The organism is Bacillus sp. FSL K6-1366, assembly GCF_037976695.1.
In the GTDB taxonomy this organism is placed as follows: domain Bacteria; phylum Bacillota; class Bacilli; order Bacillales; family Bacillaceae; genus Bacillus; species Bacillus subtilis.
This window is the reverse complement of sequence record NZ_CP150268.1, coordinates 378,925-403,184: the sequence shown is the minus strand read 5'-3', so window position 1 is coordinate 403,184 and position 24,260 is coordinate 378,925. Positions and strand designations below refer to the sequence as shown.

Annotated in this window: 29 protein-coding genes; 28 read left to right on the top strand and 1 reads right to left on the bottom strand. The window is 42.3% G+C overall.

The features are described 5' to 3' along the window. Window positions 1-60 precede the first annotated feature (60 nt). From MHI44_RS02085 to fni, 13 genes are all read left to right on the top strand, one after another. Window positions 61-504 (top strand): YpbF family protein, encoded by a 444-nt coding sequence (locus tag MHI44_RS02085; protein ID WP_003230531.1) that lies wholly within the window; start codon window positions 61-63, stop codon window positions 502-504. An 86-nt stretch (window positions 505-590) separates the two neighbouring features. Next, window positions 591-1,370 (top strand): metallophosphoesterase, encoded by a 780-nt coding sequence (locus MHI44_RS02080; RefSeq protein ID WP_003230532.1) that lies wholly within the window; start codon window positions 591-593, stop codon window positions 1,368-1,370. A 158-nt stretch (window positions 1,371-1,528) separates the two neighbouring features. After that, window positions 1,529-2,113, top strand: a complete 585-nt coding sequence (locus MHI44_RS02075; protein ID WP_003230533.1) for a genetic competence negative regulator — start codon at window positions 1,529-1,531, stop codon at window positions 2,111-2,113. A gap of 155 nt (window positions 2,114-2,268) precedes the next feature. Then, window positions 2,269-3,543 carry an NAD-specific glutamate dehydrogenase gene (gudB, locus tag MHI44_RS02070; protein WP_003230536.1) on the top strand — a complete coding sequence of 425 codons (1,275 nt, stop codon included), beginning with the start codon at window positions 2,269-2,271 and terminating at the stop codon, window positions 3,541-3,543. A gap of 107 nt (window positions 3,544-3,650) precedes the next feature. Then, window positions 3,651-4,625: a YpdA family putative bacillithiol disulfide reductase gene (locus MHI44_RS02065; RefSeq protein WP_185183811.1), complete on the top strand. Its 975-nt coding sequence runs from the start codon at window positions 3,651-3,653 to the stop codon at window positions 4,623-4,625. Between the two features lie 119 nt (window positions 4,626-4,744). Next, window positions 4,745-5,401 carry a glutamic-type intramembrane protease PrsW gene (gene prsW / locus MHI44_RS02060; protein WP_014480144.1) on the top strand — a complete coding sequence of 219 codons (657 nt, stop codon included), beginning with the start codon at window positions 4,745-4,747 and terminating at the stop codon, window positions 5,399-5,401. Window positions 5,402-5,539: 138 nt separating this feature from the next. Continuing rightward, the gene (gene sleB / locus MHI44_RS02055; protein ID WP_015714181.1) at window positions 5,540-6,457 is read left to right on the top strand and encodes a spore cortex-lytic enzyme; all 918 of its coding nucleotides are present in this window, start codon (window positions 5,540-5,542) and stop codon (window positions 6,455-6,457) included. A 34-nt stretch (window positions 6,458-6,491) separates the two neighbouring features. Beyond that, window positions 6,492-7,844, top strand: a complete 1,353-nt coding sequence (gene ypeB, locus MHI44_RS02050; protein ID WP_003230547.1) for a germination protein YpeB — start codon at window positions 6,492-6,494, stop codon at window positions 7,842-7,844. Window positions 7,845-7,937: 93 nt separating this feature from the next. After that, window positions 7,938-8,591, top strand: a complete 654-nt coding sequence (dgrA, locus tag MHI44_RS02045) for a cyclic di-GMP receptor DgrA (RefSeq protein WP_339203499.1) — start codon at window positions 7,938-7,940, stop codon at window positions 8,589-8,591. A 44-nt stretch (window positions 8,592-8,635) separates the two neighbouring features. Beyond that, window positions 8,636-8,812 carry a YpfB family protein gene (locus MHI44_RS02040; RefSeq protein WP_003230553.1) on the top strand — a complete coding sequence of 59 codons (177 nt, stop codon included), beginning with the start codon at window positions 8,636-8,638 and terminating at the stop codon, window positions 8,810-8,812. A 78-nt stretch (window positions 8,813-8,890) separates the two neighbouring features. Continuing rightward, window positions 8,891-9,565 carry a (d)CMP kinase gene (gene cmk, locus MHI44_RS02035; protein WP_128993068.1) on the top strand — a complete coding sequence of 225 codons (675 nt, stop codon included), beginning with the start codon at window positions 8,891-8,893 and terminating at the stop codon, window positions 9,563-9,565. Between the two features lie 232 nt (window positions 9,566-9,797). Further along, entirely contained in the window at window positions 9,798-10,946 is a 1,149-nt protein-coding gene (gene rpsA / locus MHI44_RS02030; RefSeq protein WP_014477197.1) for a 30S ribosomal protein S1, read from the top strand. A gap of 12 nt (window positions 10,947-10,958) precedes the next feature. Further along, window positions 10,959-12,008: a type 2 isopentenyl-diphosphate Delta-isomerase gene (gene fni, locus MHI44_RS02025; protein ID WP_032722383.1), complete on the top strand. Its 1,050-nt coding sequence runs from the start codon at window positions 10,959-10,961 to the stop codon at window positions 12,006-12,008. Between the two features lie 42 nt (window positions 12,009-12,050). On the opposite strand, the gene MHI44_RS02020 is transcribed toward fni, so the two are convergent. Continuing rightward, the gene (locus MHI44_RS02020; RefSeq protein WP_003225499.1) at window positions 12,051-12,182 is read right to left on the bottom strand and encodes a YpzI family protein; all 132 of its coding nucleotides are present in this window, start codon (window positions 12,180-12,182) and stop codon (window positions 12,051-12,053) included. A gap of 77 nt (window positions 12,183-12,259) precedes the next feature. On the opposite strand from MHI44_RS02020, the gene MHI44_RS02015 reads away from it, so the two are divergent. The 15 genes from MHI44_RS02015 to ndk all read left to right on the top strand — a co-directional run bounded on the left by MHI44_RS02015 (window position 12,260) and on the right by ndk (window position 24,256). Next, complete coding sequence (locus MHI44_RS02015; protein ID WP_003230560.1) at window positions 12,260-12,859, top strand: hypothetical protein; 600 nt, start codon at window positions 12,260-12,262, stop codon at window positions 12,857-12,859. Then, window positions 12,856-13,749, top strand: a complete 894-nt coding sequence (locus MHI44_RS02010; RefSeq protein WP_003230562.1) for a YIEGIA family protein — start codon at window positions 12,856-12,858, stop codon at window positions 13,747-13,749. The genes MHI44_RS02015 and MHI44_RS02010 overlap by 4 nt, the downstream gene beginning before the upstream one ends. After that, window positions 13,746-13,940, top strand: coding sequence for a hypothetical protein (locus MHI44_RS02005; protein WP_003230563.1), 195 nt, complete (start codon window positions 13,746-13,748; stop codon window positions 13,938-13,940). The genes MHI44_RS02010 and MHI44_RS02005 overlap by 4 nt, the downstream gene beginning before the upstream one ends. A gap of 153 nt (window positions 13,941-14,093) precedes the next feature. Further along, window positions 14,094-15,404 carry a ribosome-associated GTPase EngA gene (gene engA, locus MHI44_RS02000; RefSeq protein WP_003230565.1) on the top strand — a complete coding sequence of 437 codons (1,311 nt, stop codon included), beginning with the start codon at window positions 14,094-14,096 and terminating at the stop codon, window positions 15,402-15,404. Between the two features lie 17 nt (window positions 15,405-15,421). Continuing rightward, window positions 15,422-16,459, top strand: coding sequence for an NAD(P)H-dependent glycerol-3-phosphate dehydrogenase (locus tag MHI44_RS01995; protein WP_015251807.1), 1,038 nt, complete (start codon window positions 15,422-15,424; stop codon window positions 16,457-16,459). 337 nt (window positions 16,460-16,796) lie between these two features. After that, window positions 16,797-17,000: a DUF2768 domain-containing protein gene (locus MHI44_RS01990; protein WP_004399143.1), complete on the top strand. Its 204-nt coding sequence runs from the start codon at window positions 16,797-16,799 to the stop codon at window positions 16,998-17,000. 21 nt (window positions 17,001-17,021) lie between these two features. Further along, window positions 17,022-17,756: a hypothetical protein gene (locus MHI44_RS01985; RefSeq protein WP_003230571.1), complete on the top strand. Its 735-nt coding sequence runs from the start codon at window positions 17,022-17,024 to the stop codon at window positions 17,754-17,756. A gap of 180 nt (window positions 17,757-17,936) precedes the next feature. Further along, on the top strand, window positions 17,937-19,415 hold the full coding sequence (gene spoIVA / locus MHI44_RS01980) for a stage IV sporulation protein A (protein WP_003230572.1): 1,479 nt from the start codon (window positions 17,937-17,939) through the stop codon (window positions 19,413-19,415). Between the two features lie 373 nt (window positions 19,416-19,788). Continuing rightward, window positions 19,789-20,067, top strand: a complete 279-nt coding sequence (hbs, locus tag MHI44_RS01975) for a non-specific DNA-binding protein Hbs (RefSeq protein WP_003153447.1) — start codon at window positions 19,789-19,791, stop codon at window positions 20,065-20,067. A 187-nt stretch (window positions 20,068-20,254) separates the two neighbouring features. Then, entirely contained in the window at window positions 20,255-20,827 is a 573-nt protein-coding gene (gene folE, locus MHI44_RS01970) for a GTP cyclohydrolase I FolE (RefSeq protein WP_003225516.1), read from the top strand. A gap of 21 nt (window positions 20,828-20,848) precedes the next feature. Next, entirely contained in the window at window positions 20,849-21,076 is a 228-nt protein-coding gene (gene mtrB, locus MHI44_RS01965) for a trp RNA-binding attenuation protein MtrB (RefSeq protein WP_003230576.1), read from the top strand. A gap of 163 nt (window positions 21,077-21,239) precedes the next feature. After that, window positions 21,240-21,995 carry a heptaprenyl diphosphate synthase component 1 gene (hepS, locus tag MHI44_RS01960; RefSeq protein ID WP_004398550.1) on the top strand — a complete coding sequence of 252 codons (756 nt, stop codon included), beginning with the start codon at window positions 21,240-21,242 and terminating at the stop codon, window positions 21,993-21,995. 6 nt (window positions 21,996-22,001) lie between these two features. Further along, entirely contained in the window at window positions 22,002-22,703 is a 702-nt protein-coding gene (menG, locus tag MHI44_RS01955; protein ID WP_339202782.1) for a demethylmenaquinone methyltransferase, read from the top strand. A gap of 25 nt (window positions 22,704-22,728) precedes the next feature. Further along, a complete protein-coding gene (gene hepT, locus MHI44_RS01950) occupies window positions 22,729-23,691 on the top strand; it encodes a heptaprenyl diphosphate synthase component II (protein ID WP_003246013.1) in 963 nt (320 codons plus the stop codon). Between the two features lie 115 nt (window positions 23,692-23,806). Continuing rightward, complete coding sequence (gene ndk, locus MHI44_RS01945; protein ID WP_010886554.1) at window positions 23,807-24,256, top strand: nucleoside-diphosphate kinase; 450 nt, start codon at window positions 23,807-23,809, stop codon at window positions 24,254-24,256. Window positions 24,257-24,260 lie beyond the last annotated feature (4 nt).

Genomic DNA, 24,260 nt, shown 5'->3' with positions numbered 1-24,260 from the left:
TATTATTTTTATTTTACGTTCATATATTGTAGCAATGAAAATGGACAAGGTGTGAAGCGTATGGAATCCTTATGGAATCAGCTGGATCAGTTTACAGACGCGCCGACCAAACAGATGCTCCAAGCGCTGGTAAAACGAAAACAAAAATTCGAAAATTATGCAGCACAATGCCGTAGATGGCGATGGGCTTCACTTATCTGCCTAGGCTTATTATGTGTTATGATCATGATCAAAAGCCCGGAGCCTCAGCTTATACTTCAAGAAATACTTAGCCATACCTTTTATTTATTTTGGATGCTGGCAACCGCTTTTGCCTACTGCACTTCATATTATTTCAAGAAAAAGGAAGAAAAATCCGAGACTGATTTCCATAAACTGAGATGTGAAATTATTCAGAAAAGCACTGATCTCTGGCCGCAGCCCGATAAATGGAAGGCGAGAGAGTCTGTTTTTCATATGATGAAGCACAAATATGACATTAATCTATATTTTGAAAGTAAATAAAATGGGGCGTTTTCTCAAACGATAGAAACGTCTTTTTTTTATTGTCCGTCTTATTGATAAGTTCTAAAAAGAATGGAGAGTTTTTTATGAAGCTATCAGTGAAAATTGCCGGTGTACTAACTGTTGCGGCAGCGGCAATGACGGCAAAAATGTATGCAACAGCAAAAGGCAATCATTTGAAGACACATACGTTTCCTTTATCAAAGATGAAGGGCAAGCCGCCTCTGACAATCTTTTTTATTTCAGACATTCACAAACGTCTCATCGATCAAGACCTTTTAGAAAAAGCGCGAAGCCATGCCCCCCACTTGGTTATAATCGGCGGTGATTTAGCTGAGGGCGGGGTGCCCAGTGCGAGAATCGAGGAAAACATCAAAAGGCTCGTACATTTCGGGGTCCCTATCGTGTTTGTGTGGGGGAATAATGATTATGAAGTCAGGCAGCATAAGCTGTATTCCATATTTAAAGCGCACGGCGTCATCACTCTGAGAAATGAGTCAGTCCCGTTTTCATACAATGGGCATACGATTGCGATTGCGGGGGTTGATGATATCAGGATGGAGATGGATCATTATGAGGAAGCCATCAAAGAACTTGATGAAAGCCAGCTGAATATTCTGGTTTGCCATAATCCGGAGATTCATGAACAAATCAATGAAGATGACGGTATTGATGTGATACTCAGCGGACATACCCATGGAGGCCAGATCAGGTTTGGAAAATTCGGCCCTTATGAACTGGGGAAAACAGGTATTGTTAAAAACGCGGCATATCTGATCAGCAACGGCTACGGCACGACAAAAGTGCCTCTTCGTTTAGGTGCTGAGCCTGAAACTCACATTGTGACTCTTTGCGGGCCAGAATAACTTCTAAAAAGCAAAAATCCGTATGGCAATAAAAACTGCATTGTGCTTGTCTTACTAGTGAACTCAGTGTAAACTGATAACAATTAAGAACCTATGACTCATCATCTCATATAATGTGTTATATGATTTGTGTGCAAGTAGAGGCAGGAGGGAACGTTATGCGGCTTGAGCGTCTGAATTATAATAAGATCAAAATCTTTTTAACCCTCGATGATTTGACAGACCGGGGATTGACAAAAGAAGACCTCTGGAAGGACTCATTTAAAGTCCACCAGTTATTTAAAGATATGATGAATGAAGCAAATACAGAGCTCGGCTTTGAAGCGAATGGACCGATTGCAGTGGAAGTGTATTCTCTCCAAGCACAAGGGATGGTCGTGATTGTAACAAAGAACCAAGACGCCGATTCAGAAGACGATGAGTATGATGATGATTACATCGAAATGCAAGTCAAGCTTGATGAAAGCGCGGACATCATATATCAATTCCATTCCTTTGAAGATATCATTCAGCTTTCAGAAAGCTTACAGCGAATCGGTATCACAGGGGGAACTGTCTACCACTATGACGGGCAGTACTTTTTAAGCCTTGAAGATCTAGGGTCACATACGGCTGAAGGGGTTGTGGCGGTTCTGGCTGAATACGGCAATCCGACAACTTTAACGATTTATCGCCTGCAAGAGTATGGTAAGCTCATTATGGACGGTAATGCCGTAGAAACGATACAAACTCATTTTTCATAAGAATGCAACGGAAAACTGCTGATTTCAGCAGTTTTTTTTCGTTAAAAAACATGGAAAAACATAACGTTTATTCTATGCACAGATCATATGAAGGTGTATACTATTCTCTGAAAGGGAGCATGTGAGAAACAGAAGATTCTAGGAGGTTAACTCAAATGGCAGCCGATCGAAACACCGGTCATACAGAAGAGGACAAACTTGATGTATTAAAATCAACCCAAACCGTAATACATAAGGCTCTGGAAAAATTGGGATATCCCGAAGAGGTATACGAATTGTTAAAAGAGCCGATGAGATTATTAACGGTAAAAATACCTGTTCGTATGGACGACGGTTCAGTAAAGATTTTCACAGGATATCGTGCGCAGCACAATGACTCTGTCGGTCCAACGAAAGGCGGGATACGTTTTCACCCGAACGTAACAGAAAAAGAGGTGAAGGCGCTTTCAATTTGGATGAGTTTAAAATGCGGCATAATTGATCTTCCATATGGCGGTGGTAAAGGCGGAATTGTTTGTGATCCAAGGGATATGTCGTTTAGAGAGCTGGAGCGTCTGAGCAGAGGGTATGTCAGAGCGATCAGCCAAATTGTCGGCCCGACAAAAGACGTGCCGGCACCGGATGTATTTACAAACTCACAAATCATGGCTTGGATGATGGATGAGTATTCAAGAATTGATGAATTTAATTCGCCTGGATTTATTACAGGCAAACCGCTTGTGCTTGGCGGATCTCACGGGAGAGAATCTGCGACAGCAAAAGGTGTTACCATCTGTATTAAAGAAGCGGCTAAGAAGAGAGGCATCGATATTAAAGGTGCGCGTGTCGTTGTCCAAGGCTTCGGAAACGCGGGAAGCTATTTGGCAAAATTTATGCATGATGCGGGGGCAAAAGTTGTCGGCATCTCAGATGCGTATGGCGGACTCTATGATCCGGAAGGCCTTGATATCGATTATTTACTCGACCGACGCGACAGCTTCGGTACCGTAACAAAGCTTTTCAACGATACCATTACCAACCAAGAGCTGCTGGAGCTGGATTGTGATATTCTCGTTCCTGCTGCGATTGAAAATCAAATTACAGAAGAAAATGCCCATAATATCCGGGCTAAAATTGTCGTTGAAGCAGCGAATGGGCCAACAACGCTTGAAGGAACAAAAATTCTTTCAGACCGGGACATTCTGCTTGTACCAGACGTGCTGGCAAGTGCCGGTGGCGTAACAGTTTCTTATTTTGAATGGGTTCAGAATAACCAAGGCTTCTACTGGAGTGAAGAAGAGGTAGAAGAAAAATTAGAAAAAATGATGGTCAAATCATTTAACAATATTTACGAAATGGCTAACAACCGAAGAATTGACATGAGGCTCGCTGCATATATGGTCGGCGTTCGCAAAATGGCTGAAGCTTCGCGTTTTAGAGGCTGGATATAAGTTGATGATTTGCATAAAAATAAAAAATCTCCTATGATAAAATAGGAGATTTTTTTATTCGGAAATAGAAAATATGAAGTGAAATGCCAATGCAGGAGTTGACAGAAATGATTCAAGAAAAAGCAATTATTATAGGCGGAGGGCCTTGCGGACTATCTGCTGCCATTCACCTAAAACAAATTGGCATTGATGCCCTCGTCATCGAAAAAGGCAATGTCGTTAACAGTATTTACAATTATCCGACGCATCAAACCTTTTTCAGCTCAAGTGAAAAGCTCGAAATCGGAGATGTGGCATTTATTACGGAAAACAGGAAGCCTGTCAGAATTCAGGCTTTATCGTATTACCGGGAAGTCGTCAAACGGAAAAACATCCGTGTTAACGCATTTGAAATGGTGCATAAAGTGACGAAAACGGAAAATAATACATTTGTTATTGAGACGTCAAAAGAGACCTACAAGACGCCATATTGTATCATCGCCACAGGCTATTATGATCATCCAAACTATATGGGCGTACCCGGTGAGGATTTGCCGAAAGTATTTCATTATTTTAAAGAAGGCCACCCGTATTTTGATAAAGATGTTGTTGTCATCGGCGGGAAAAATTCAAGCGTGGACGCCGCCCTTGAACTCGTGAAATCTGGGGCGCGTGTCACAGTTTTATATAGGGGCAATGAGTATTCTCCGAGCATTAAGCCGTGGATTCTGCCGGAATTTGAAGCTCTCGTCAGAAACGGTACAATCCGTATGGAATTTGGCGCTTGTGTCGAAAAAATCACCGAGAATGAAGTTGTGTTTCGCTCCGGAGAGAAAGAACTCATTACCATTAAAAATGATTTTGTATTTGCCATGACAGGCTATCATCCCGATCATCAATTTCTTGAAAAAATTGGTGTTGAAATTGATAAAGAAACAGGGCGTCCATTTTTCAACGAAGAAACGATGGAAACGAACGTTGAAGGTGTCTTTATTGCCGGTGTTATTGCTGCGGGAAACAATGCAAACGAAATATTTATTGAAAACGGCAGGTTTCACGGGGGGCATATCGCAGCGGAAATCGCCAAAAGAGAAAACCATTAAAGATGAGGAGCATATGATGCATTCGTATGCTCTTTTTGTTTTTTTAAGTGCAGACAGATGTAAAATTTTAAACAACATGGTAGGATAGACGTAGGAATATAAAGGAAAGAGGTTGCCTGATGTTTGCAATCATCTCTGCAGGAATTGCCCCCGGCATCGCGTTATTAAGTTATTTTTATTTAAAAGATCAGTATGATAATGAACCTGTACATATGGTGCTACGGTCGTTTTTTCTCGGGGTTGTTCTTGTATTTCCCATAATGTTTATCCAGTATGTACTTGAAAAAGAGAATGTAGGAGGCGGAAGCTTTTTCGTTTCTTTTTTATCTTCGGGGTTTTTGGAGGAATCATTAAAATGGTTTATACTGATGATCAGTGTTTACCCGCACGCCCACTTTGATGAGCATTATGACGGGATTGTGTACGGTACAAGTGTATCACTCGGTTTTGCAACCCTCGAAAATATTCTTTATTTAATTGGCCACGGCGTGGAGCATGCGTTTGTCAGGGCGCTGCTGCCTGTTTCATGCCATGCCTTGATTGGCGTTATAATGGGATTTTACCTTGGAAAAGCCCGTTTTTCCGCTGATAAGGCGCGTGTAAAGTGGCTTACTCTTTCTTTAGTTGTCCCATCCCTTTTGCATGGATCATATGATTTTATCCTAACAGCGCTTAGCAATTGGATTTATTATATGCTTCCATTTATGGTATTTTTATGGTGGTTTGGTTTGCGTAAAGCGAAAAAAGCCCGTTCCGTTAATATGATGCAAGTATAGAAGCCGCACAGCAACCGTGCGGCTTTTTTGTGTGCAGTTTTTATGTTCTGAGGGATAACAAGGAAAGAGTGTATAAAAATAACCTCGTTACAGAAAATACGATTACACTTAAAAATTTGCAGTAGGAGGCTTGAAAAGATGAAGTCCAAAGGATCGATTATGGCATGTCTCATCCTTTTTTCCTTTACAATAACGACGTTTATTAATACTGAAACGATCTCTGCCTTTTCGAATCAGGTCATTCAAAGAGGGGCAACCGGGGATGATGTGGTCGAGCTTCAGGCGCGTCTTCAATACAACGGATATTATAACGGAAAAATTGACGGGGTTTATGGATGGGGGACGTACTGGGCAGTTCGAAATTTTCAGGATCAATTCGGGTTAAAAGAGGTTGACGGCCTTGTAGGAGCTAAAACAAAGCAAACCTTAATATGTAAATCAAAATACTATCGTGAATATGTCATGGAACAGCTCAATAAAGGGAATACATTCACGCATTACGGAAAAATTCCGCTAAAGTATCAGACGAAACCATCAAAAGCAGCAACACAAAAGGCAAGACAACAAGCAGAAGCACGGCAGAAACAGCCTGCGGAAAAAACAACGCAGCAGCCTAAAGCGAATGCGAATAAACAGCAAAACAATACACCAGCAAAAGCAAGAAAACAGGATGCGGTAGCAGCGAACATGCCTGGTGGATTTTCCAATAACGATATCAGGCTGCTTGCTCAAGCGGTTTATGGCGAAGCCCGGGGCGAGCCGTACGAGGGGCAGGTTGCTATTGCAGCAGTCATTTTAAACCGTTTGAACAGTCCGTTATTTCCAAATTCAGTAGCGGGGGTTATTTTTGAGCCGCTTGCCTTCACAGCAGTAGCCGACGGACAAATTTACATGCAGCCGAATGAAACGGCACGAGAAGCAGTGCTGGATGCCATCAATGGCTGGGACCCATCAGAGGAAGCACTTTACTACTTTAATCCGGATACGGCTACAAGTCCGTGGATTTGGGGGCGTCCGCAGATTAAAAGAATCGGTAAACACATTTTCTGTGAGTAGCAGATATGAGAAAGCATAAAAAGAGGTGTGATAAATGATCAGAGGAATTTTAATCGCCGTGCTTGGTATTGCAATAGTCGGTACAGGCTACTGGGGATACAAAGAACACCAGGAAAAAGACGCAGTTCTTCTTCATGCTGAAAATAACTATCAGCGGGCGTTTCATGAGCTTACCTATCAGGTGGATCAGCTTCATGATAAAATCGGAACAACACTTGCCATGAACAGCCAAAAATCACTGTCGCCTGCATTGATCGATGTGTGGAGGATTACATCAGAAGCTCATAACAGCGTCAGTCAGCTGCCGCTTACATTAATGCCGTTTAATAAAACTGAAGAGCTATTATCAAAGATCGGCGATTTCAGCTATAAAACGTCAGTCAGAGATTTGGACCAAAAGCCGCTTGATAAAAACGAGTATACATCACTAAATAAGCTATATCAGCAGTCCGAAGATATACAAAATGAATTGCGTCATGTTCAGCACCTTGTCATGAGCAAAAACCTTCGCTGGATGGACGTAGAAATGGCTCTGGCTTCTGACGAAAAACAAAGTGATAATACGATTATCAACAGCTTTAAAACAGTCGAAAAAAATGTTGGTGCATTCTCCACCGGCACTGATCTTGGCCCGAGTTTCACCAGCACGAAAAAAGAAGAGAAAGGCTTCAGCCATCTGAAGGGAAAACAAATTTCCGAACAGGAAGCAAAACAAATTGCTGAGCGCTTTGCCCCAGATGACAATTATTCAATTAAAGTGGTAAAGAGCGGAAAAAAAACAAATCGCGATGTATATAGCATCAGCATGAAAGACCCAGACCATAAAGCAGTGATTTATATGGATATTACGAAGAAGGGCGGGCATCCGGTATACTTGATCCAAAACAGAGAAGTGAAAGATCAGAAAATCAGTTTAAATGACGGATCGAACCGAGCGCTTGCATTTTTAAAGAAAAACGGATTTGAAACAGATGATTTGGAAATTGATGAAAGTGCCCAATATGATAAAATCGGTGTATTTTCATATGTTCCTGTTGAAAATAAAGTCCGGATGTACCCCGAGGCAATTCGTATGAAAGTGGCCTTGGATGACGGTGAGGTTGTCGGCTTTTCAGCAAGAGACTTCCTCACATCTCACAGAAAAAGAACCATACCTAAGCCTGCAATTACTGAAGCAGAGGCAAAGTCTAAATTAAATAAAAATGTACAAGTGAGAGAAACAAGGCTCGCTTTGATTACAAATGAACTAGGTCAAGAAGTGTTATGCTACGAAATGCTTGGGACAATTGAAAATGACACATTCAGAATGTATATCAATGCCAAAGACGGATCGGAAGAAAAGGTTGAAAAACTAAAAAATGCAGAACCTATATATAAAGACCTATAAAAAACAGGAGGAAAGGACTAAATGTCTTTTCCTTTTTTTCATTACGTGCTTTAATAAAAACGTGAGTATATTGAATGCGAAAGAGTGAAGTCAATGATAGAGATTGGAGAAAATGTACTTTTAGAATATATAGAAGAAAATGAATTGAAAAAGGCAAAAAGCAAGGCGGTCAGCATCGAAAACAATGAACTTTTGATCGCGTATCCTGTTGATGTAGTTACAGGGCGAACTGTGATTTTACATAACGATATGGAAGTAACGGTAGAGTTTGTGGGAAAAGACGAAGTTCCTTATCGCTTTATAAGCCGTATAAAAGGTAAAGTGAAGGACAAACTTCAAATGATCTGTCTTGAAATGCCTCCCCGTGAAAAAATGAAAAGAATCCAGCGCCGCCAATATGTAAGAACTGATGCGGTATTAGATGTGCAAATTCAGCCGGGAAATGAAGAAGAGATCCGCACACTATCCTATAACATCAGTGCAGGCGGCATCGCCGTGGTTTTAGCTGATGGCCTTTCTTTTCAATCGGGGGAATCATTGCGCCTGATCATCCGTCTTCCTGAAGAGGAGCACACACGTCAAATAGAAACAGAAGCAGTTGTCAGACGAATCTTTAATGACCCCAAGTCAGAAAAACGAAAAATGACTTTAGAGTATTCAGAAATTGCAGCAGGTGACCAGCAGGCTTTGCTTCAATACTGCATCAGGCGCCAGTTAAATAAGAGAAGAAAGGCCCGGCTGGAATAAACATCGGCAAACACTTCCATACTATTTGTAATGGAGGTGCTCCAATGAAAACATTTGAACGGCTGCTGATCAAATTATTGTTCATTCAGGCCATCATTTTACTTGGTGTCCAATTTCTTTTTCACTATCAGCATATTGAACCATACGTATCAAAAGTGATTCAATATGAAGGGGTGGATAAAATGGAGGAAAACAATAGGATTGAAACCTTCAAACATTAATTATTCATCAATTTTTCACCCTTTTTCATAAAGTTCGTGATACAATCCTTAGAGGAGAAAAGAGCAAGGAGAGGAATTATGGAAAAGAAATTATCGATTGCAATCGACGGCCCGGCAGCTGCGGGGAAAAGCACCGTTGCCAAAATTGTGGCTGAGAAAAAATCGTACATATATATTGATACAGGAGCGATGTATCGGGCGATTACGTACGCGGCTTTACAGGAAAACGTTGATCTGACAGATGAAGAAAAACTGGCTGAGCTGCTAAAGCGGACAGACATTGAGCTGATTACAACAAAAGATGGACAAAAAGTGCTTGTAAACGGCACCGATGTAACTGAGGCGATCAGAACAGATGAAATCAGCAACCAAGTTTCAATTGCGGCCAAGCACAGAAGTGTCAGAGAAGAAATGGTGAAACGCCAGCAGCAGCTTGGGGAAAAAGGCGGCGTCGTCATGGATGGTCGTGACATCGGGACGCATGTGCTGCCAAATGCAGAAGTAAAAATCTTTCTTTTGGCATCTGTGGAAGAGAGAGCGAAACGCCGTTATGAAGAAAATGTGAAAAAAGGCTTTGATGTCAACTACGAAACATTAATTGAGGAAATTGCAAGAAGAGACAAGCTTGATTCAGAGCGCGAAGTATCTCCGCTGCGTAAAGCAGAAGACGCTCTTGAAATCGACACGACATCGCTTTCCATTCAAGAGGTAGCTGATAAAATCCTCGAGGCTGTGGAGCAAAAGTCCCGCTGAGGATGGCAAATGCCACTTTTTTTGAATTTTTCAACGAAGATAGAATGTTATTGCTTGACAAACCTGTCCTTTTATTAGAAGTTAATACTAATAAAACTTTTTATTGATCATTCAAAAAACTTTTTTGGATGATTCTTTAATACATATTCGGCTAAAAGCGGGCATGTTATATGTTCAGCTTTCAAACCGTTTTAATTAAGCTGTGTAGGTTTGGACCAAGGAGGTTATTCAAATGACAGAGGAAATGAATCAAATTGATGTTCAAGTGCCAGAGGTTGGAGATGTAGTTAAAGGGATTGTGACAAAGGTAGAAGACAAACATGTAGATGTAGAAATTATCAATGTCAAACAATCCGGTATTATTCCAATCAGTGAATTATCAAGTCTTCATGTAGAGAAAGCATCGGATGTTGTTAAAGTAGACGACGAGCTTGACCTGAAAGTAACAAAAGTGGAAGACGATGCTTTGATTTTATCTAAACGTGCTGTTGATGCAGACCGCGCTTGGGAAGACCTTGAGAAAAAATTTGAAACAAAAGAAGTGTTTGAAGCTGAAGTGAAAGATGTCGTGAAAGGCGGCCTTGTCGTTGATATCGGCGTTCGCGGTTTTATTCCGGCATCACTTGTTGAAGCACATTTCGTTGAAGACTTCACTGACTATAAAGGAAAAACACTGTCACTGCTCGTTGTAGAGCTTGACCGTGATAAAAACCGCGTGATCCTTTCACACCGTGCTGTTGTTGAAAGTGAACAAGCGAATAAAAAACAAGAACTTCTTCAGTCTCTTGAAGTTGGAAGTGTACTTGATGGCAAAGTACAGCGCCTGACTGACTTTGGCGCGTTTGTTGATATTGGCGGCATCGACGGACTTGTACACATTTCACAGCTTTCCCACTCTCATGTAGAGAAGCCGTCTGACGTTGTTGAAGAGGGACAAGAAGTAAAAGTGAAAGTGTTATCGGTTGACCGTGATAATGAACGTATTTCTTTATCGATCAAAGATACACTGCCTGGACCTTGGAGCCAAATCGGCGAAAAAGTGAAGCCTGGCGATGTGCTTGAAGGAACTGTACAGCGTCTTGTAAGCTTCGGTGCCTTTGTTGAAATCCTTCCAGGTGTTGAAGGTCTCGTTCATATTTCTCAAATTTCCAATAAACACATCGGCACGCCGCATGAAGTCCTTGAAGAAGGACAGACTGTAAAAGTGAAGGTTCTTGATGTGAATGAAAATGAGGAGCGCATTTCATTAAGCATGCGTGAACTTGAAGAAACGCCTAAAGCTGACCAGGAAGATTACCGTCAATATCAAGCGAAGGAAGAAACAAGCACTGGCTTCCAGCTTGGAGATCTGATCGGAGATAAGCTGAATAAACTAAAATAATTGGTGATAAACGTGACTCGAGCAGAACGAAAAAGACAACACATCAATCATGCCTTGTCCACCGGCCAGAAGCGGGAAACAGGTCTTGATGATATTACGTTTGTTCACGTCAGTCTGCCCGATCTTGCATTAGAACAAGTAGATATTTCCACAAAAATCGGCGAACTTTCAAGCAGTTCGCCGATTTTTATCAATGCAATGACTGGCGGCGGCGGAAAACTTACATATGAGATTAATAAATCGCTTGCGCGAGCGGCTTCTCAGGCTGGAATTCCCCTTGCTGTGGGATCGCAAATGTCAGCATTAAAAGATCCATCAGAGCGTCTTTCCTATGAAATTGTTCGAAAGGAAAACCCAAACGGGCTGATTTTTGCCAACCTGGGAAGCGAGGCAACGGCTGCTCAGGCAAAGGAAGCCGTTGAGATGATTGGAGCAAACGCACTGCAGATCCACCTCAATGTGATTCAGGAAATTGTGATGCCTGAAGGGGACAGAAGCTTTAGCGGCGCATTGAAACGCATTGAACAAATTTGCAGCCGGGTCAGTGTACCGGTCATTGTGAAAGAAGTCGGCTTCGGTATGAGCAAAGCATCAGCAGGAAAGCTGTATGAAGCTGGTGCTGCAGCTGTTGACATTGGCGGTTACGGGGGAACAAATTTCTCGAAAATCGAAAATCTCCGAAGACAGCGGCAAATCTCCTTTTTTAATTCGTGGGGCATTTCGACAGCTGCAAGTTTGGCGGAAATCCGCTCTGAGTTTCCTGCAAGCACCATGATCGCCTCTGGCGGTCTGCAAGATGCGCTTGACGTGGCAAAGGCAATTGCGCTGGGGGCCTCTTGCACCGGAATGGCAGGGCATTTTTTAAAAGCGCTGACTGACAGCGGTGAGGAAGGACTGCTTGAGGAGATTCAGCTGATCCTTGAGGAATTAAAGTTGATTATGACCGTGCTGGGTGCCAGAACAATTGCCGATTTACAAAAGGCGCCCCTTGTGATCAAAGGTGAAACCCATCATTGGCTCACAGAGAGAGGGGTCAATACATCAAGCTATAGTGTGCGATAAATGATAAAAGCCCAAAACCATATGTGGTTTGGGCTTTTTGTATTATGATTTTCGCTTTTTGAATCTTCCGTTTTGTTCAAGGCTTGTCGCTCCGTCATAGTGAATGGACTGGTCGCGATCTGATTCGACTCTGCCTGAAGCTTTGAGTTTTTTCTCTTGTCTGTCTTTTCCCATGATCATACTCCTTAATGTGAGATCGATTGTTTAAAAAATGTGCTTGAACTCCATACTGGGAATATGGAGGAAGTAAAATGGAACAATTTTATTACTATTGGTCAATGTGGTTTCTGTGGGTTCTGACAACATTTATTTTTGAAAAGACGAAAAGACGAATTGCCGTCTCTGTCTTTATTTTAACTAATATTATTCTAAGCATACATGACATCGCTTTATATTTTTCCCTGAATGCTGCATATTTGATGTTTTTCGTTTGCGGATGTGTCTATGCCGGGTATTTGGGAATGTATCGTTTTCGTTACATCATGGTCTATCTGACGCTTGTTGCCGCGTATGCGTTTGTTTATCTTTTTGCATTATATGACCCGGTTTGGTTCATCATAAAACCTGAGTGGGCTGCTGTTATATTAATAGTGCTTTTAACAGCTTCTGTTGAAAGGAATTTTGAGAAGCAGCTTGTCTTATTTGTCCTAGGGATGTGCCAAGGCGAACTGGTGTATTCATTTGTGATCCAGAAGTTGGCCGGGGCTATGGCTGTCGGCGGCTTTCAATGGCTGAATGCGTGTTCTGCGGGGATGATATTGCTGTTTGGCATATCTAAATACGAACACCTCGCAAGCCAGATTGGTCAGAAAAGCAAAAGATCAAACAAAGGAGCTACCAAAATGTCATGAGTGATTACATCTATCCGATTATTGCTGGGGTCATTGCCGGAATTGCGACAAGGCTTTATATGCTGAAAACGGATTACCGCCAGTATCCGACCTATGTTCATGGGAAAGTGATTCACATCGCACTGGGGTTGATAGCGGCTGGTTTAGGTGCAATTATTATGCCGGCGCTTTTGCAGGAGGAATTTACGGCCATCACATTTTTAACATTGGCAGCGACGCAATTTAGAGATGTCCGAAACATGGAGCGGAACACATTGACGCAAATGGATTCGTATGAACTTGTCTCAAGGGGAAGCACATATATTGAGGGGATTGCCATTGCGTTTGAAAGCAGAAATTATATTGTGATCTTTACAGCGCTTTTGACAACCTCTGCGTATGTGTTTTTATCCATCTGGGCTGCAGTCATAGCGGCTGTCGTTTGTTTTTTACTGGCCATGAAGTTTATGTCGGGCAGTGTGTTGAAGGATATTGTAGATATCGAGTACATAAAGCCGCGCTTTGACGGTCCGGGACTGTTTGTTGATAATATTTATATGATGAATATCGGGCTTCCAGAGAAACAGGAACTGATTTTAAAGCATGGCATGGGCTTTATTTTGACGCCGAAAAACTTTAATTCAGCAGCGACGATAGCAAATTTAGGGCAGCGTCAGGCCATTTTATTTGATGTTTCCAATGTGCTCGGGGTTTATCGGGATTCAGGAGAGCCATCTTTGACACCAATTGCAAAACGGGATTTAAATGATGGGAGAGTGGCAGTATTTGTTCTCCCGCAAATTCACCATCCCGAAACGGCTGTTCAAATTATTAGCAATGTTCCAACCCTGGAAAATGCGATTAGAATGCCGACTGAATTTATCAAGAATCAGGATAAGGTGATAGGATGAGTGAATCTCTTACGAAAGTGATTTTGTCTGTAATCACGACAAATCGAAATCGGGTTGCAGGGGGAGCACCTGTCTTTTTTTGCAATGACCAAAAGGAGATGGAGCTTTTCGCTAAAAATCTTGAGGCGATCCTTGATGGAATAGCTCACAGAATCGGAGATGACGTGTATTTGATCGTGAAACATTTTTAAGAATAGTTGTGATCCCAGTAAAAACTGATATAATAAATGAGTTAAGCCCTTCCTCTGAAGGGTTTCTTTTCATAAAAGTGAATGAAATGATTTTAATAACCGGTTGAAAATTTATGTAAAAATGAAAGCGGCTGGATTGAAAGGAAGGGTACTATGGGTAAACCTGTCGTAGCCATTGTCGGGAGACCAAATGTAGGAAAATCCACAATCTTTAACCGGATTGCGGGAGAAAGAATTTCAATAGTAGAAGATACCCCTGGCGTGACAAGGGATCGGATATACAGCTCGGCTGAATGGCTGAATTATGATTTTAATTTGATTGATACGGGCGGTATTGATATCGGTGATGAGCCGTTTTTAGCGCAGATTCGCCAGCAAGCTGAAATCGCCATGGATGAAGCGGACGTGATTATTTTTATGGTGAACGGCCGTGAAGGCGTGACAGCTGCTGATGAAGAAGTGGCGAAAATTTTGTACCGCACAAAAAAGCCTGTTGTTTTAGCGGTTAATAAACTGGATAACACAGAAATGAGAGCGAATATTTATGATTTTTATTCGCTAGGCTTTGGCGAGCCGTATCCAATTTCGGGAACACACGGACTCGGACTGGGTGATTTACTGGATGCCGTTGCAGAGCATTTTAAAAACATTCCTGAAACGAAATACAATGAAGAAGTTATTCAATTCTGTCTGATCGGACGTCCAAATGTCGGAAAGTCCTCACTTGTGAATGCGATGCTCGGCGAAGAACGCGTTATTGTCAGCAACGTGGCTGGAACGACAAGAGATGCTGTTGATACGTCATTTACTTACAACCAGCAGGAGTTTGTCATTGTCGATACTGCAGGTATGCGAAAAAAAGGGAAAGTCTATGAAACGACTGAGAAGTATAGTGTACTGCGGGCGCTGAAAGCGATTGACCGCTCAGAAGTCGTGGCGGTTGTGCTGGATGGCGAAGAAGGCATTATTGAACAGGATAAGCGCATCGCCGGCTATGCACACGAAGCGGGCAAGGCCGTCGTCATCGTCGTAAACAAATGGGATGCTGTTGACAAAGATGAGAGCACGATGAAAGAATTTGAAGAAAATATTCGCGATCATTTTCAATTTCTGGATTATGCGCCAATCCTATTTATGTCTGCCTTAACGAAAAAACGGATCCATACTCTGATGCCTGCGATTATCAAAGCTAGTGAAAATCATTCACTTCGAGTTCAAACAAACGTCTTAAATGATGTCATCATGGACGCTGTGGCAATGAATCCGACACCGACTCATAACGGTTCTCGTTTGAAAATTTACTATGCGACTCAAGTGTCGGTAAAGCCGCCAAGCTTCGTTGTGTTTGTAAACGATCCGGAATTGATGCATTTTTCATACGAACGGTTTTTAGAAAACCGAATCAGAGACGCGTTCGGTTTTGAGGGGACACCAATCAAAATATTTGCAAGAGCTAGAAAATAAAAAGGTGTGAAGCAAATATGAAAAAAGTCACAATGCTCGGAGCGGGGAGCTGGGGAACAGCACTGGCTTTAGTGTTAGCTGATAATCATCACGATGTAACCATGTGGGGGCACCGTGCAGATCTGATCCATCAAATCAATGATCAGCATGAAAATAAAGATTATTTGCCGAACGTCAAGCTTCCAGAATCAATAGAGGCAACAACGGATATGAAGACAGCTGTTTCAGACGCAGATTTCATTATCGTTGCGGTCCCGACAAAAGCAATTCGGGAAGTGCTGAGACAGGCTGTCCCTTTTATAACGAAAAAGGCAGTCTTTGTTCATGTCAGCAAGGGTATTGAGCCAGATTCACTTCTGCGCATTTCTGAAATTATGGAAATTGAGCTCCCGAGTGATGTCAGAAAAGATATCGTTGTCCTTTCCGGCCCGAGTCATGCGGAAGAAGTAGGGCTGCGGCACCCCACAACTGTTACTGCATCTTCAAAGAGCATGAGGGCAGCAGAAGAGGTGCAGGATCTATTTATTAATCACAATTTTCGGGTGTACACAAATCCTGACATTATCGGAGTTGAAATCGGAGGGGCTTTAAAAAATATTATTGCCCTTGCTGCAGGAATTACAGATGGTTTAGGGTACGGCGACAATGCCAAAGCTGCTTTGATTACACGCGGACTTGCCGAAATCGCGAGACTCGGAACGAAAATGGGCGGAAATCCCTTGACGTTCTCTGGATTGACAGGAGTAGGCGATCTGATTGTGACGTGCACAAGTGTTCATTCCAGAAACTGGCGTGCGGGCAATTTGCTCGGAAAAGGGTACAAGCTTGAAGATGTTCTTGAAGAGATGGGAATGGTAGTCGAAGGCGTCCGCACGACGAAAGCGGCTTATCAGCTTTCGAAGAAATATGATGTTAAAATGCCGATTACAGAAGCTCTCCATCAGGTCCTATTCAACGGACAAAAAGTGGAAACCGCTGTTGAATCTTTAATGGCGAGAGGGAAAACCCACGAGATGGAGGATTTGGTAAATACGTTTGAAAATCAAGTGAAGTAAAAGTGTCAATCAAATGGTGAATCGCATATCTTAATTGAACGAAAGCCCGAAAAACAGAAGAACACCCAAGTCTTGGGATCTCCTGAAACATTTTGCCGATTTAGGCAATAGAGGATGCATCTGTATGCCAAGTCGCATACTATAGCATCGAAGTCCAAGAGAGTGTTTCTTAAACGTGCAGGTGAATATAGTCAAGTTGACTGAAGCGAAGGTCCCCCTCTTTGCTTCAGTTTTTTTGTTCTATCAATGGATGGAAAATCTGGTTGATCTTTTCCGGCGCTGTATATTAAAATATAATATAACGCTTACATCTTACATATCGGGGAGGCGCACGTCATTGAATCTGGCATTGATGAAAATGTGGTTTGCTCTAGGGTCCATGGGTCTGATGTTTCTGGCTGTAGCTTCCATCTATTTAAGCCGCTTTAAGTGCCAAAACCGTTTTTTGAAGATTGCGATTTCATCATTCGCATACATGTGTATGCTCATATCTGGAATTATTGTGTTTGTCGTGGTTTTTAGCGGCCCTGTCAATGAATAAAGCTGTAAAAGGAAGTGCTGTATGGGTAAACTGAAGTGCGCAATCATTTTTGCGGCAGTCGTGTTTTTATCCGGATGTTTATATCCAAATGAACGGAAAAGCAGTGTGCATGCCATTCCTTATCAAGACCAGCTAAAGCAGGTTCAATCTGCTGTTGATGAATTTCAAAAGGCAAATGGAGGCCTGCTTCCCATTCAAACCAAAGATATGTCGACACCGCTATATCAAAAATATCCGATAGACTTTAATCGGTTAGCGCCAAGGTACATAGCTGAACCTCCAAGTACGGCATTTGAAAGCGGGGGAGACTATCAATACGTGCTTGTTGACGTAGAGAACGATCCGACTGTTAAATTAATTGATCTAAAGATGGCAGAAAAAATTCGCGATGTGAAATTGCGCATCCAAATGTACCGTCAGGAGCATCAATATCCGCCTTACAAGGATGTGCTATCTCGTGATTTATTTACACTCGATGAGAAGAAGCTTGGGGATGGCAGCTCTCTTACAGTGACAAGCCCAATCTCAGGGAATTCCTTGCCGCTTATGATTGACGGAGACGGAGAAATATATGCCGATTACCGGACTGAGCTGGCTTCTTGCCTCAAAAAAAGCAAAAAAACGTTTAAACCCGGGACTGAAATCCAGGATATGATTTGGCATGAAACCCCCTTTGTCCCCGCGTTTTCTGTAAAATATACGGTAAATGACAAACAGGAACCTGTTTTTTTAGAAAATGATATGAAAAAGGAATGAACCTTTCTCCCTTGCATACAAATAGGGAGAAAGGTTTTTTTATATTAATAGATTGAGGATGAGAAATTTTCTAAAGATGTCATATTCAAATAGGACAACGTCATACACATATAGTGTCCTGTGTTTGATTGAAAGAGCTTAATAAAATTGAAAAGGATAGGAAGTCCGGGAGGGGATCACTTGGAAAAGGTCGATATTTTCAAGGATATCGCTGAACGAACAGGAGGCGATATATACTTAGGAGTCGTAGGTGCTGTCCGTACAGGAAAATCCACGTTCATTAAAAAATTTATGGAGCTTGTGGTGCTCCCGAATATCAGTAACGAAGCAGACCGGGCCCGAGCGCAGGATGAACTGCCGCAGAGCGCAGCCGGCAAAACCATTATGACTACAGAGCCTAAATTTGTTCCGAATCAGGCGATGTCTGTTCATGTGTCAGACGGACTCGATGTGAATATAAGATTAGTAGATTGTGTAGGTTACACAGTGCCCGGCGCTAAAGGATATGAAGATGAAAACGGGCCGCGGATGATCAATACGCCTTGGTACGAAGAACCGATCCCATTTCATGAGGCTGCTGAAATCGGCACACGAAAAGTCATTCAAGAACACTCGACCATCGGAGTTGTCATTACGACAGACGGCACCATTGGAGATATCGCTAGAAGTGACTATATAGAGGCTGAAGAAAGGGTCATTGAAGAGCTGAAAGAGGTTGGCAAACCTTTTATTATGGTCATCAACTCAGTCAGGCCGTATCACCCGGAAACGGAAGCCATGCGCCAGGATTTAAGCGAAAAATATGATATCCCGGTATTGGCAATGAGTGTAGAGAGCATGCGGGAATCAGATGTGCTGAGTGTGCTCAGAGAGGCCCTCTACGAGTTTCCGGTGCTAGAAGTGAATGTCAATCTCCCAAGCTGGGTAATGGTGCTGAAAGAAAACCATTGGTTGCGTGAAAGCTATCAGGAGTCCGTGAAGGAAACGGTTAAGGATATTAAACGGCTCCGGGACGTAGACAGGGTTGTCGGCCAATTCAGCGAGTTTGAATTCATTGAAAGTGCCGGATTAGCCGGAATTGAGCTGGGCCAAGGGGTGGCAGAAATTGATTTGTACGCGCCTGATCATCTATATGATCAAATCCTAAAAGAAGTTGTGGGCGTCGAAATCAGAGGAAGAGACCATCTGCTTGAGCTCATGCAAGACTTCGCCCATGCGAAAACAGAATATGATCAAGTGTCTGATGCCTTAAAAATGGTCAAACAGACGGGATACGGCATTGCAGCGCCTGCTTTAGCTGATATGAGTCTCGATGAGCCGGAAATTATAAGGCAGGGCTCGCGATTCGGTGTGAGGCTGAAAGCTGTCGCTCCGTCGATCCATATGATCAAAGTAGATGTCGAAAGCGAATTCGCCCCGATTATCGGAACGGAAAAACAAAGTGAAGAGCTTGTACGCTATTTAATGCAGGACTTTGAGGATGATCCGCTCTCCATCTGGAATTCCGATATCTTCGGAAGGTCGCTGAGCTCAATTGTGAGAGAAGGGATTCAGGCAAAGCTGTCATTGATGCCTGAAAACGCACGGTATAAATTAAAAGAAACATTAGAAAGAATCATAAACGAAGGCTCTGGCGGCTTAATCGCCATCATCCTGTAATACCGGTAGACCTCTTTATAGAATGGGAGGTCTTTTTTCTTTGCTCTTAATAATGGAAAAGGATCAAGGAATAGGATGAAAAAAGGAAAAAAAGGAATATTCGTTCGGTAAATCACCTTAAATCCTTGACGAGCAAGGGATTGACGCTTTAAAATGCTTGATATGGCTTTTTATATGTGTTACTCTACATACAGAAATTCTTCACTTTGTTGGACAAACATTCCTCAGAGTGCAGTTTTTCTTAAAAAGCCGTTTAATTGTCTTTCTCTTACTTGCTCTCATTTTTTTCTGAGACAGGTTTAGAATCAGACTGAACTGTGAAGAAATGATAATAAACGAACTGAATGTATCCTTTTGGGAGGAGGTGAAAGGCATGAACAAAACAGAACTTATCAATGCGGTTGCAGAAGCAAGCGAATTGTCTAAAAAAGACGCTACAAAAGCAGTTGACTCTGTTTTTGATACGATCTTAGATGCACTTAAAAACGGTGATAAAATCCAACTGATCGGTTTTGGTAACTTCGAGGTGCGTGAACGTTCTGCACGTAAAGGACGCAATCCTCAAACAGGTGAAGAAATCGAAATTCCAGCAAGCAAAGTACCTGCTTTCAAACCAGGTAAAGCGCTTAAAGACGCAGTTGCCGGAAAATAATTGTGAATATAGATCGTGTATGCATCTAGCTTACATACACTTTATTTCTTCACAGAAAAGCCCCTTTCTAAGGGGCTTTTCATATTTCAAGAGCATGGGCTTCCTGACAGGGCATTCACTTTGCTTTTAGCGGGGCATATGTGCTAGAATCGAAATTAAATGTATTCATTGGTGGAGGACATAGAACATGAAAGAAGTTAATAAAGAGCAAATCGAACAAGCTGTTCGTCAAATTTTAGAAGCGATCGGAGAAGACCCGAATAGAGAAGGGCTTCTTGATACTCCGAAAAGAGTCGCAAAGATGTATGCCGAAGTATTCTCCGGCTTGAATGAAGATCCAAAAGAACATTTCCAGACTATCTTCGGTGAAAACCATGAGGAGCTTGTTCTTGTAAAAGATATCGCATTTCATTCTATGTGTGAGCATCACCTTGTTCCCTTTTATGGAAAAGCACATGTTGCATATATCCCGCGAGGCGGAAAGGTCACAGGGCTCAGCAAACTGGCACGTGCCGTTGAAGCCGTTGCAAAGCGCCCGCAGCTTCAGGAACGCATCACTTCTACAATTGCAGAAAGCATCGTAGAAACGCTTGATCCGCATGGCGTAATGGTAGTGGTTGAAGCGGAACACATGTGCATGACGATGCGCGGTGTAAGAAAACCGGGTGCGAAAACTGTGACTTCAGCAGTCAGAGGTGTTTTTAAAGATGATGCCGCTGCCCGTGCAGAAGTATTGGAACATATTAAACGCCAGGACTAATAAAGATAGAGGGTGCTATAAATGAACCAAAAGCATTCAAGTGATTTTGTCGTCATTAAAGCCGTTGAGGACGGAGTGAATGTGATCGGCCTGACAAGAGGAACAGACACAAAGTTTCACCATTCCGAAAAACTCGACAAGGGAGAAGTGATCATCGCTCAGTTTACAGAGCATACTTCTGCCATTAAAGTCAGAGGAGAGGCACTGATTCAAACCGCGTACGGAGAAATGAAAAGCGAAAAAAAATAAGCTGGCTGTCCCCGCTGTTAAAAGCAAATGCTCGCAAACAGCGGGAGGATACAGCCAATTTCTTTTTTTTATGCTATAATGATACCTGCGTAAGCGAATGAAAAGATAAAACTCATACATAGATTAAGAAATAAATGTGAATTTGGGGACAAGGGTGATATTTTTGCAAGACATCTACGGAACTTTAGCCAATCTGAACACGAAATTAAAACAAAAGCTGTCTCATCCTTATTTAGCGAAGCATATTTCTGCGCCGAAAATTGATGAGGATAAGCTTCTTCTTTTTCATGCTTTATTTGAAGAAGCCGACATAAAAAACAACGACAGAGAAAATTATATTGTAACAGCGATGCTTGTACAAAGCGCCCTTGATACCCATGATGAAGTGACGACAGCTAGAGTCATAAAACGAGACGAAAACAAAAACCGCCAATTGACTGTTCTCGCGGGCGATTATTTCAGCGGGCTGTACTACTCTTTACTATCTGAAATGAAGGATATCTACATGATTCGGACGCTTGCTACAGCCATTAAAGAAATCAACGAACATAAAATTCGTTTATATGACCGTTCTTTCAAGGACGAAAACGATTTTTTCGAAAGTGTCGGCATCGTTGAATCAGCTTTATTCCATCGTGTGGCGGAACACTTCAACCTTCCGCGCTGGAAAAAGCTGTCGAGTGATTTTTTTGTATTTAAGCGGCTTATGAACGGAAATGATGCATTTCTGGATGTGATCGGCAGTTTTATACAGCTGGGAAAAACAAAAGAAGAGATATTAGAAGATTGTTTTAAAAAAGCGAAAAACAGCATTGAGTCACTTCTGCCTCTAAATTCACCTATTCAGAACATTTTAATAAACCGTCTGAAGACAATCAGCCAAGATCAAACCTATCATCAGAAAGTGGAAGAAGGGTAAACCATTATGCAGGACTCAAAAGAACAGCGCGTACACGGAGTATTTGAAAAAATATATAAAAACTATGACCAAATGAACTCTGTCATCAGTTTTCAGCAGCATAAAAAATGGCGCGACAAAACGATGCGCATCATGAATGTAAAAGAAGGCGCAAAAGCACTTGATGTCTGCTGCGGAACGGCTGACTGGACGATCGCTCTTGCAAAAGCGGCCGGCAAAAGCGGCGAGATCAAGGGCTTGGATTTCAGTGAAAAAATGCTGAGTGTCGGCGAGCAGAAAGTAAAAGACGGCGGATTCAGCCAAATTGAACTGCTGCACGGAAATGCGATGGAGCTTCCTTTTGATGATGATACATTTGATTATGTCACCATTGGCTTCGGACTCCGCAATGTCCCTGATTACTTGACTGTACTGAAAGAGATGAGACGTGTAGTGAAGCCGGGCGGGCAGGTGGTATGTCTGGAAACGTCCCAGCCGGAAATGTTCGGATTCAGACAGGCTTACTTTATGTACTTTAAGTATATTATGCCGTTTTTCGGGAAACTGTTTGCGAAGAGCTATAAAGAATATTCTTGGCTTCAAGAATCAGCCAGAGATTTCCCTGGAATGAAGGAACTGGCAGGCCTGTTTGAAGAGGCGGGCCTGAAAAATGTTAAATATCATTCGTTTACTGGCGGAGTCGCTGCCACGCATATCGGATGGAAATGAAAACACAGATGTTTGGGTGAATGATATGAAATTTAAAATGGCCTACTCTTTTTTAAATGACGATATTGATGTAATCGAAAGAGAACTTGAACAAACCGTACGTTCCGATTACCCGCTTTTAAGCGAGGCAGGTCTTCACCTGCTGCAGGCCGGAGGGAAACGTATTAGGCCTGTTTTCGTGTTGCTTTCCGGCATGTTTGGCGATTACGATATTAATAAGATTAAATATGTCGCCGTCACTCTGGAAATGATTCACATGGCATCTTTGGTTCATGATGATGTCATTGATGATGCGGAGCTTCGCCGAGGAAAACCGACAATCAAAGCAAAGTGGGACAATCGTATTGCGATGTACACAGGCGATTATATGCTTGCGGGATCTCTTGAAATGATGACGAGAATTAACGAACCGAAAGCCCATAGGATTTTGTCACAGACGATCGTTGAAGTTTGTCTAGGGGAAATTGAGCAGATCAAAGACAAATACAACATGGAACAAAATCTCAGAACGTATCTCCGCCGTATCAAAAGAAAAACAGCTCTCTTGATCGCGGTCAGCTGCCAGCTTGGTGCCATTGCGTCTGGAGCTGATGAGAAGATTCATAAGGCATTGTACTGGTTTGGGTATTACGTCGGCATGTCTTATCAGATTATTGATGATATTCTTGATTTTACTTCAACTGAGGAAGAGCTGGGTAAACCCGTAGGAGGAGATTTGCTTCAAGGAAACGTCACATTGCCAGTGCTGTATGCCCTGAAAAATCCTGCATTAAAAAACCAGCTTAAATTGATTAACAGTGAGACAACGCAGGAACAGCTTGAACCAATCATTGAAGAAATCAAAAAAACAGATGCAATTGAAGCATCTATGGCAGTAAGCGAAATGTATCTGCAGAAAGCTTTTCAGAAATTAAACACGCTTCCTCGAGGGCGCGCACGCTCGTCTCTTGCAGCCATCGCAAAATATATCGGTAAAAGAAAATTTTAATTTTTGTAGATATTAAGAAATTTCTCCGCCCCGGATTGATTAATTATCAGAAAGATGTTACGATTTCGGTGTGCAGTGTGAAAGCCTATACATACATAATGATGGGGTGGAGAATATGATGGAAAAGACTTTTATCATGGTGAAACCAGACGGTGTCCAACGTCAGCTCATTGGGGACATTTTATCTAGATTCGAACGTAAGGGCTTACAATTAGCTGGCGCCAAGTTAATGAGAGTGACTGAACAAATGGCTGAGAAACACTACGCCGAACATCAAGGTAAGCCTTTCTTCGGAGAGCTCGTTGAGTTTATTACTTCAGGACCTGTATTCGCAATGGTGTGGGAAGGCGAAAATGTCATTGAAGTGACGAGACAGCTGATCGGGAAGACAAACCCTAAAGAAGCTTTACCTGGTACGATTCGTGGGGATTATGGCATGTTTGTCGGAAAAAACATCATCCACGGCTCTGATTCTCTCGAAAGTGCAGAACGCGAGATTAACATTTTCTTTAAGAATGAAGAATTAGTATCATATCAGCAGCTTATGGCAGGCTGGATCTATTAATCAT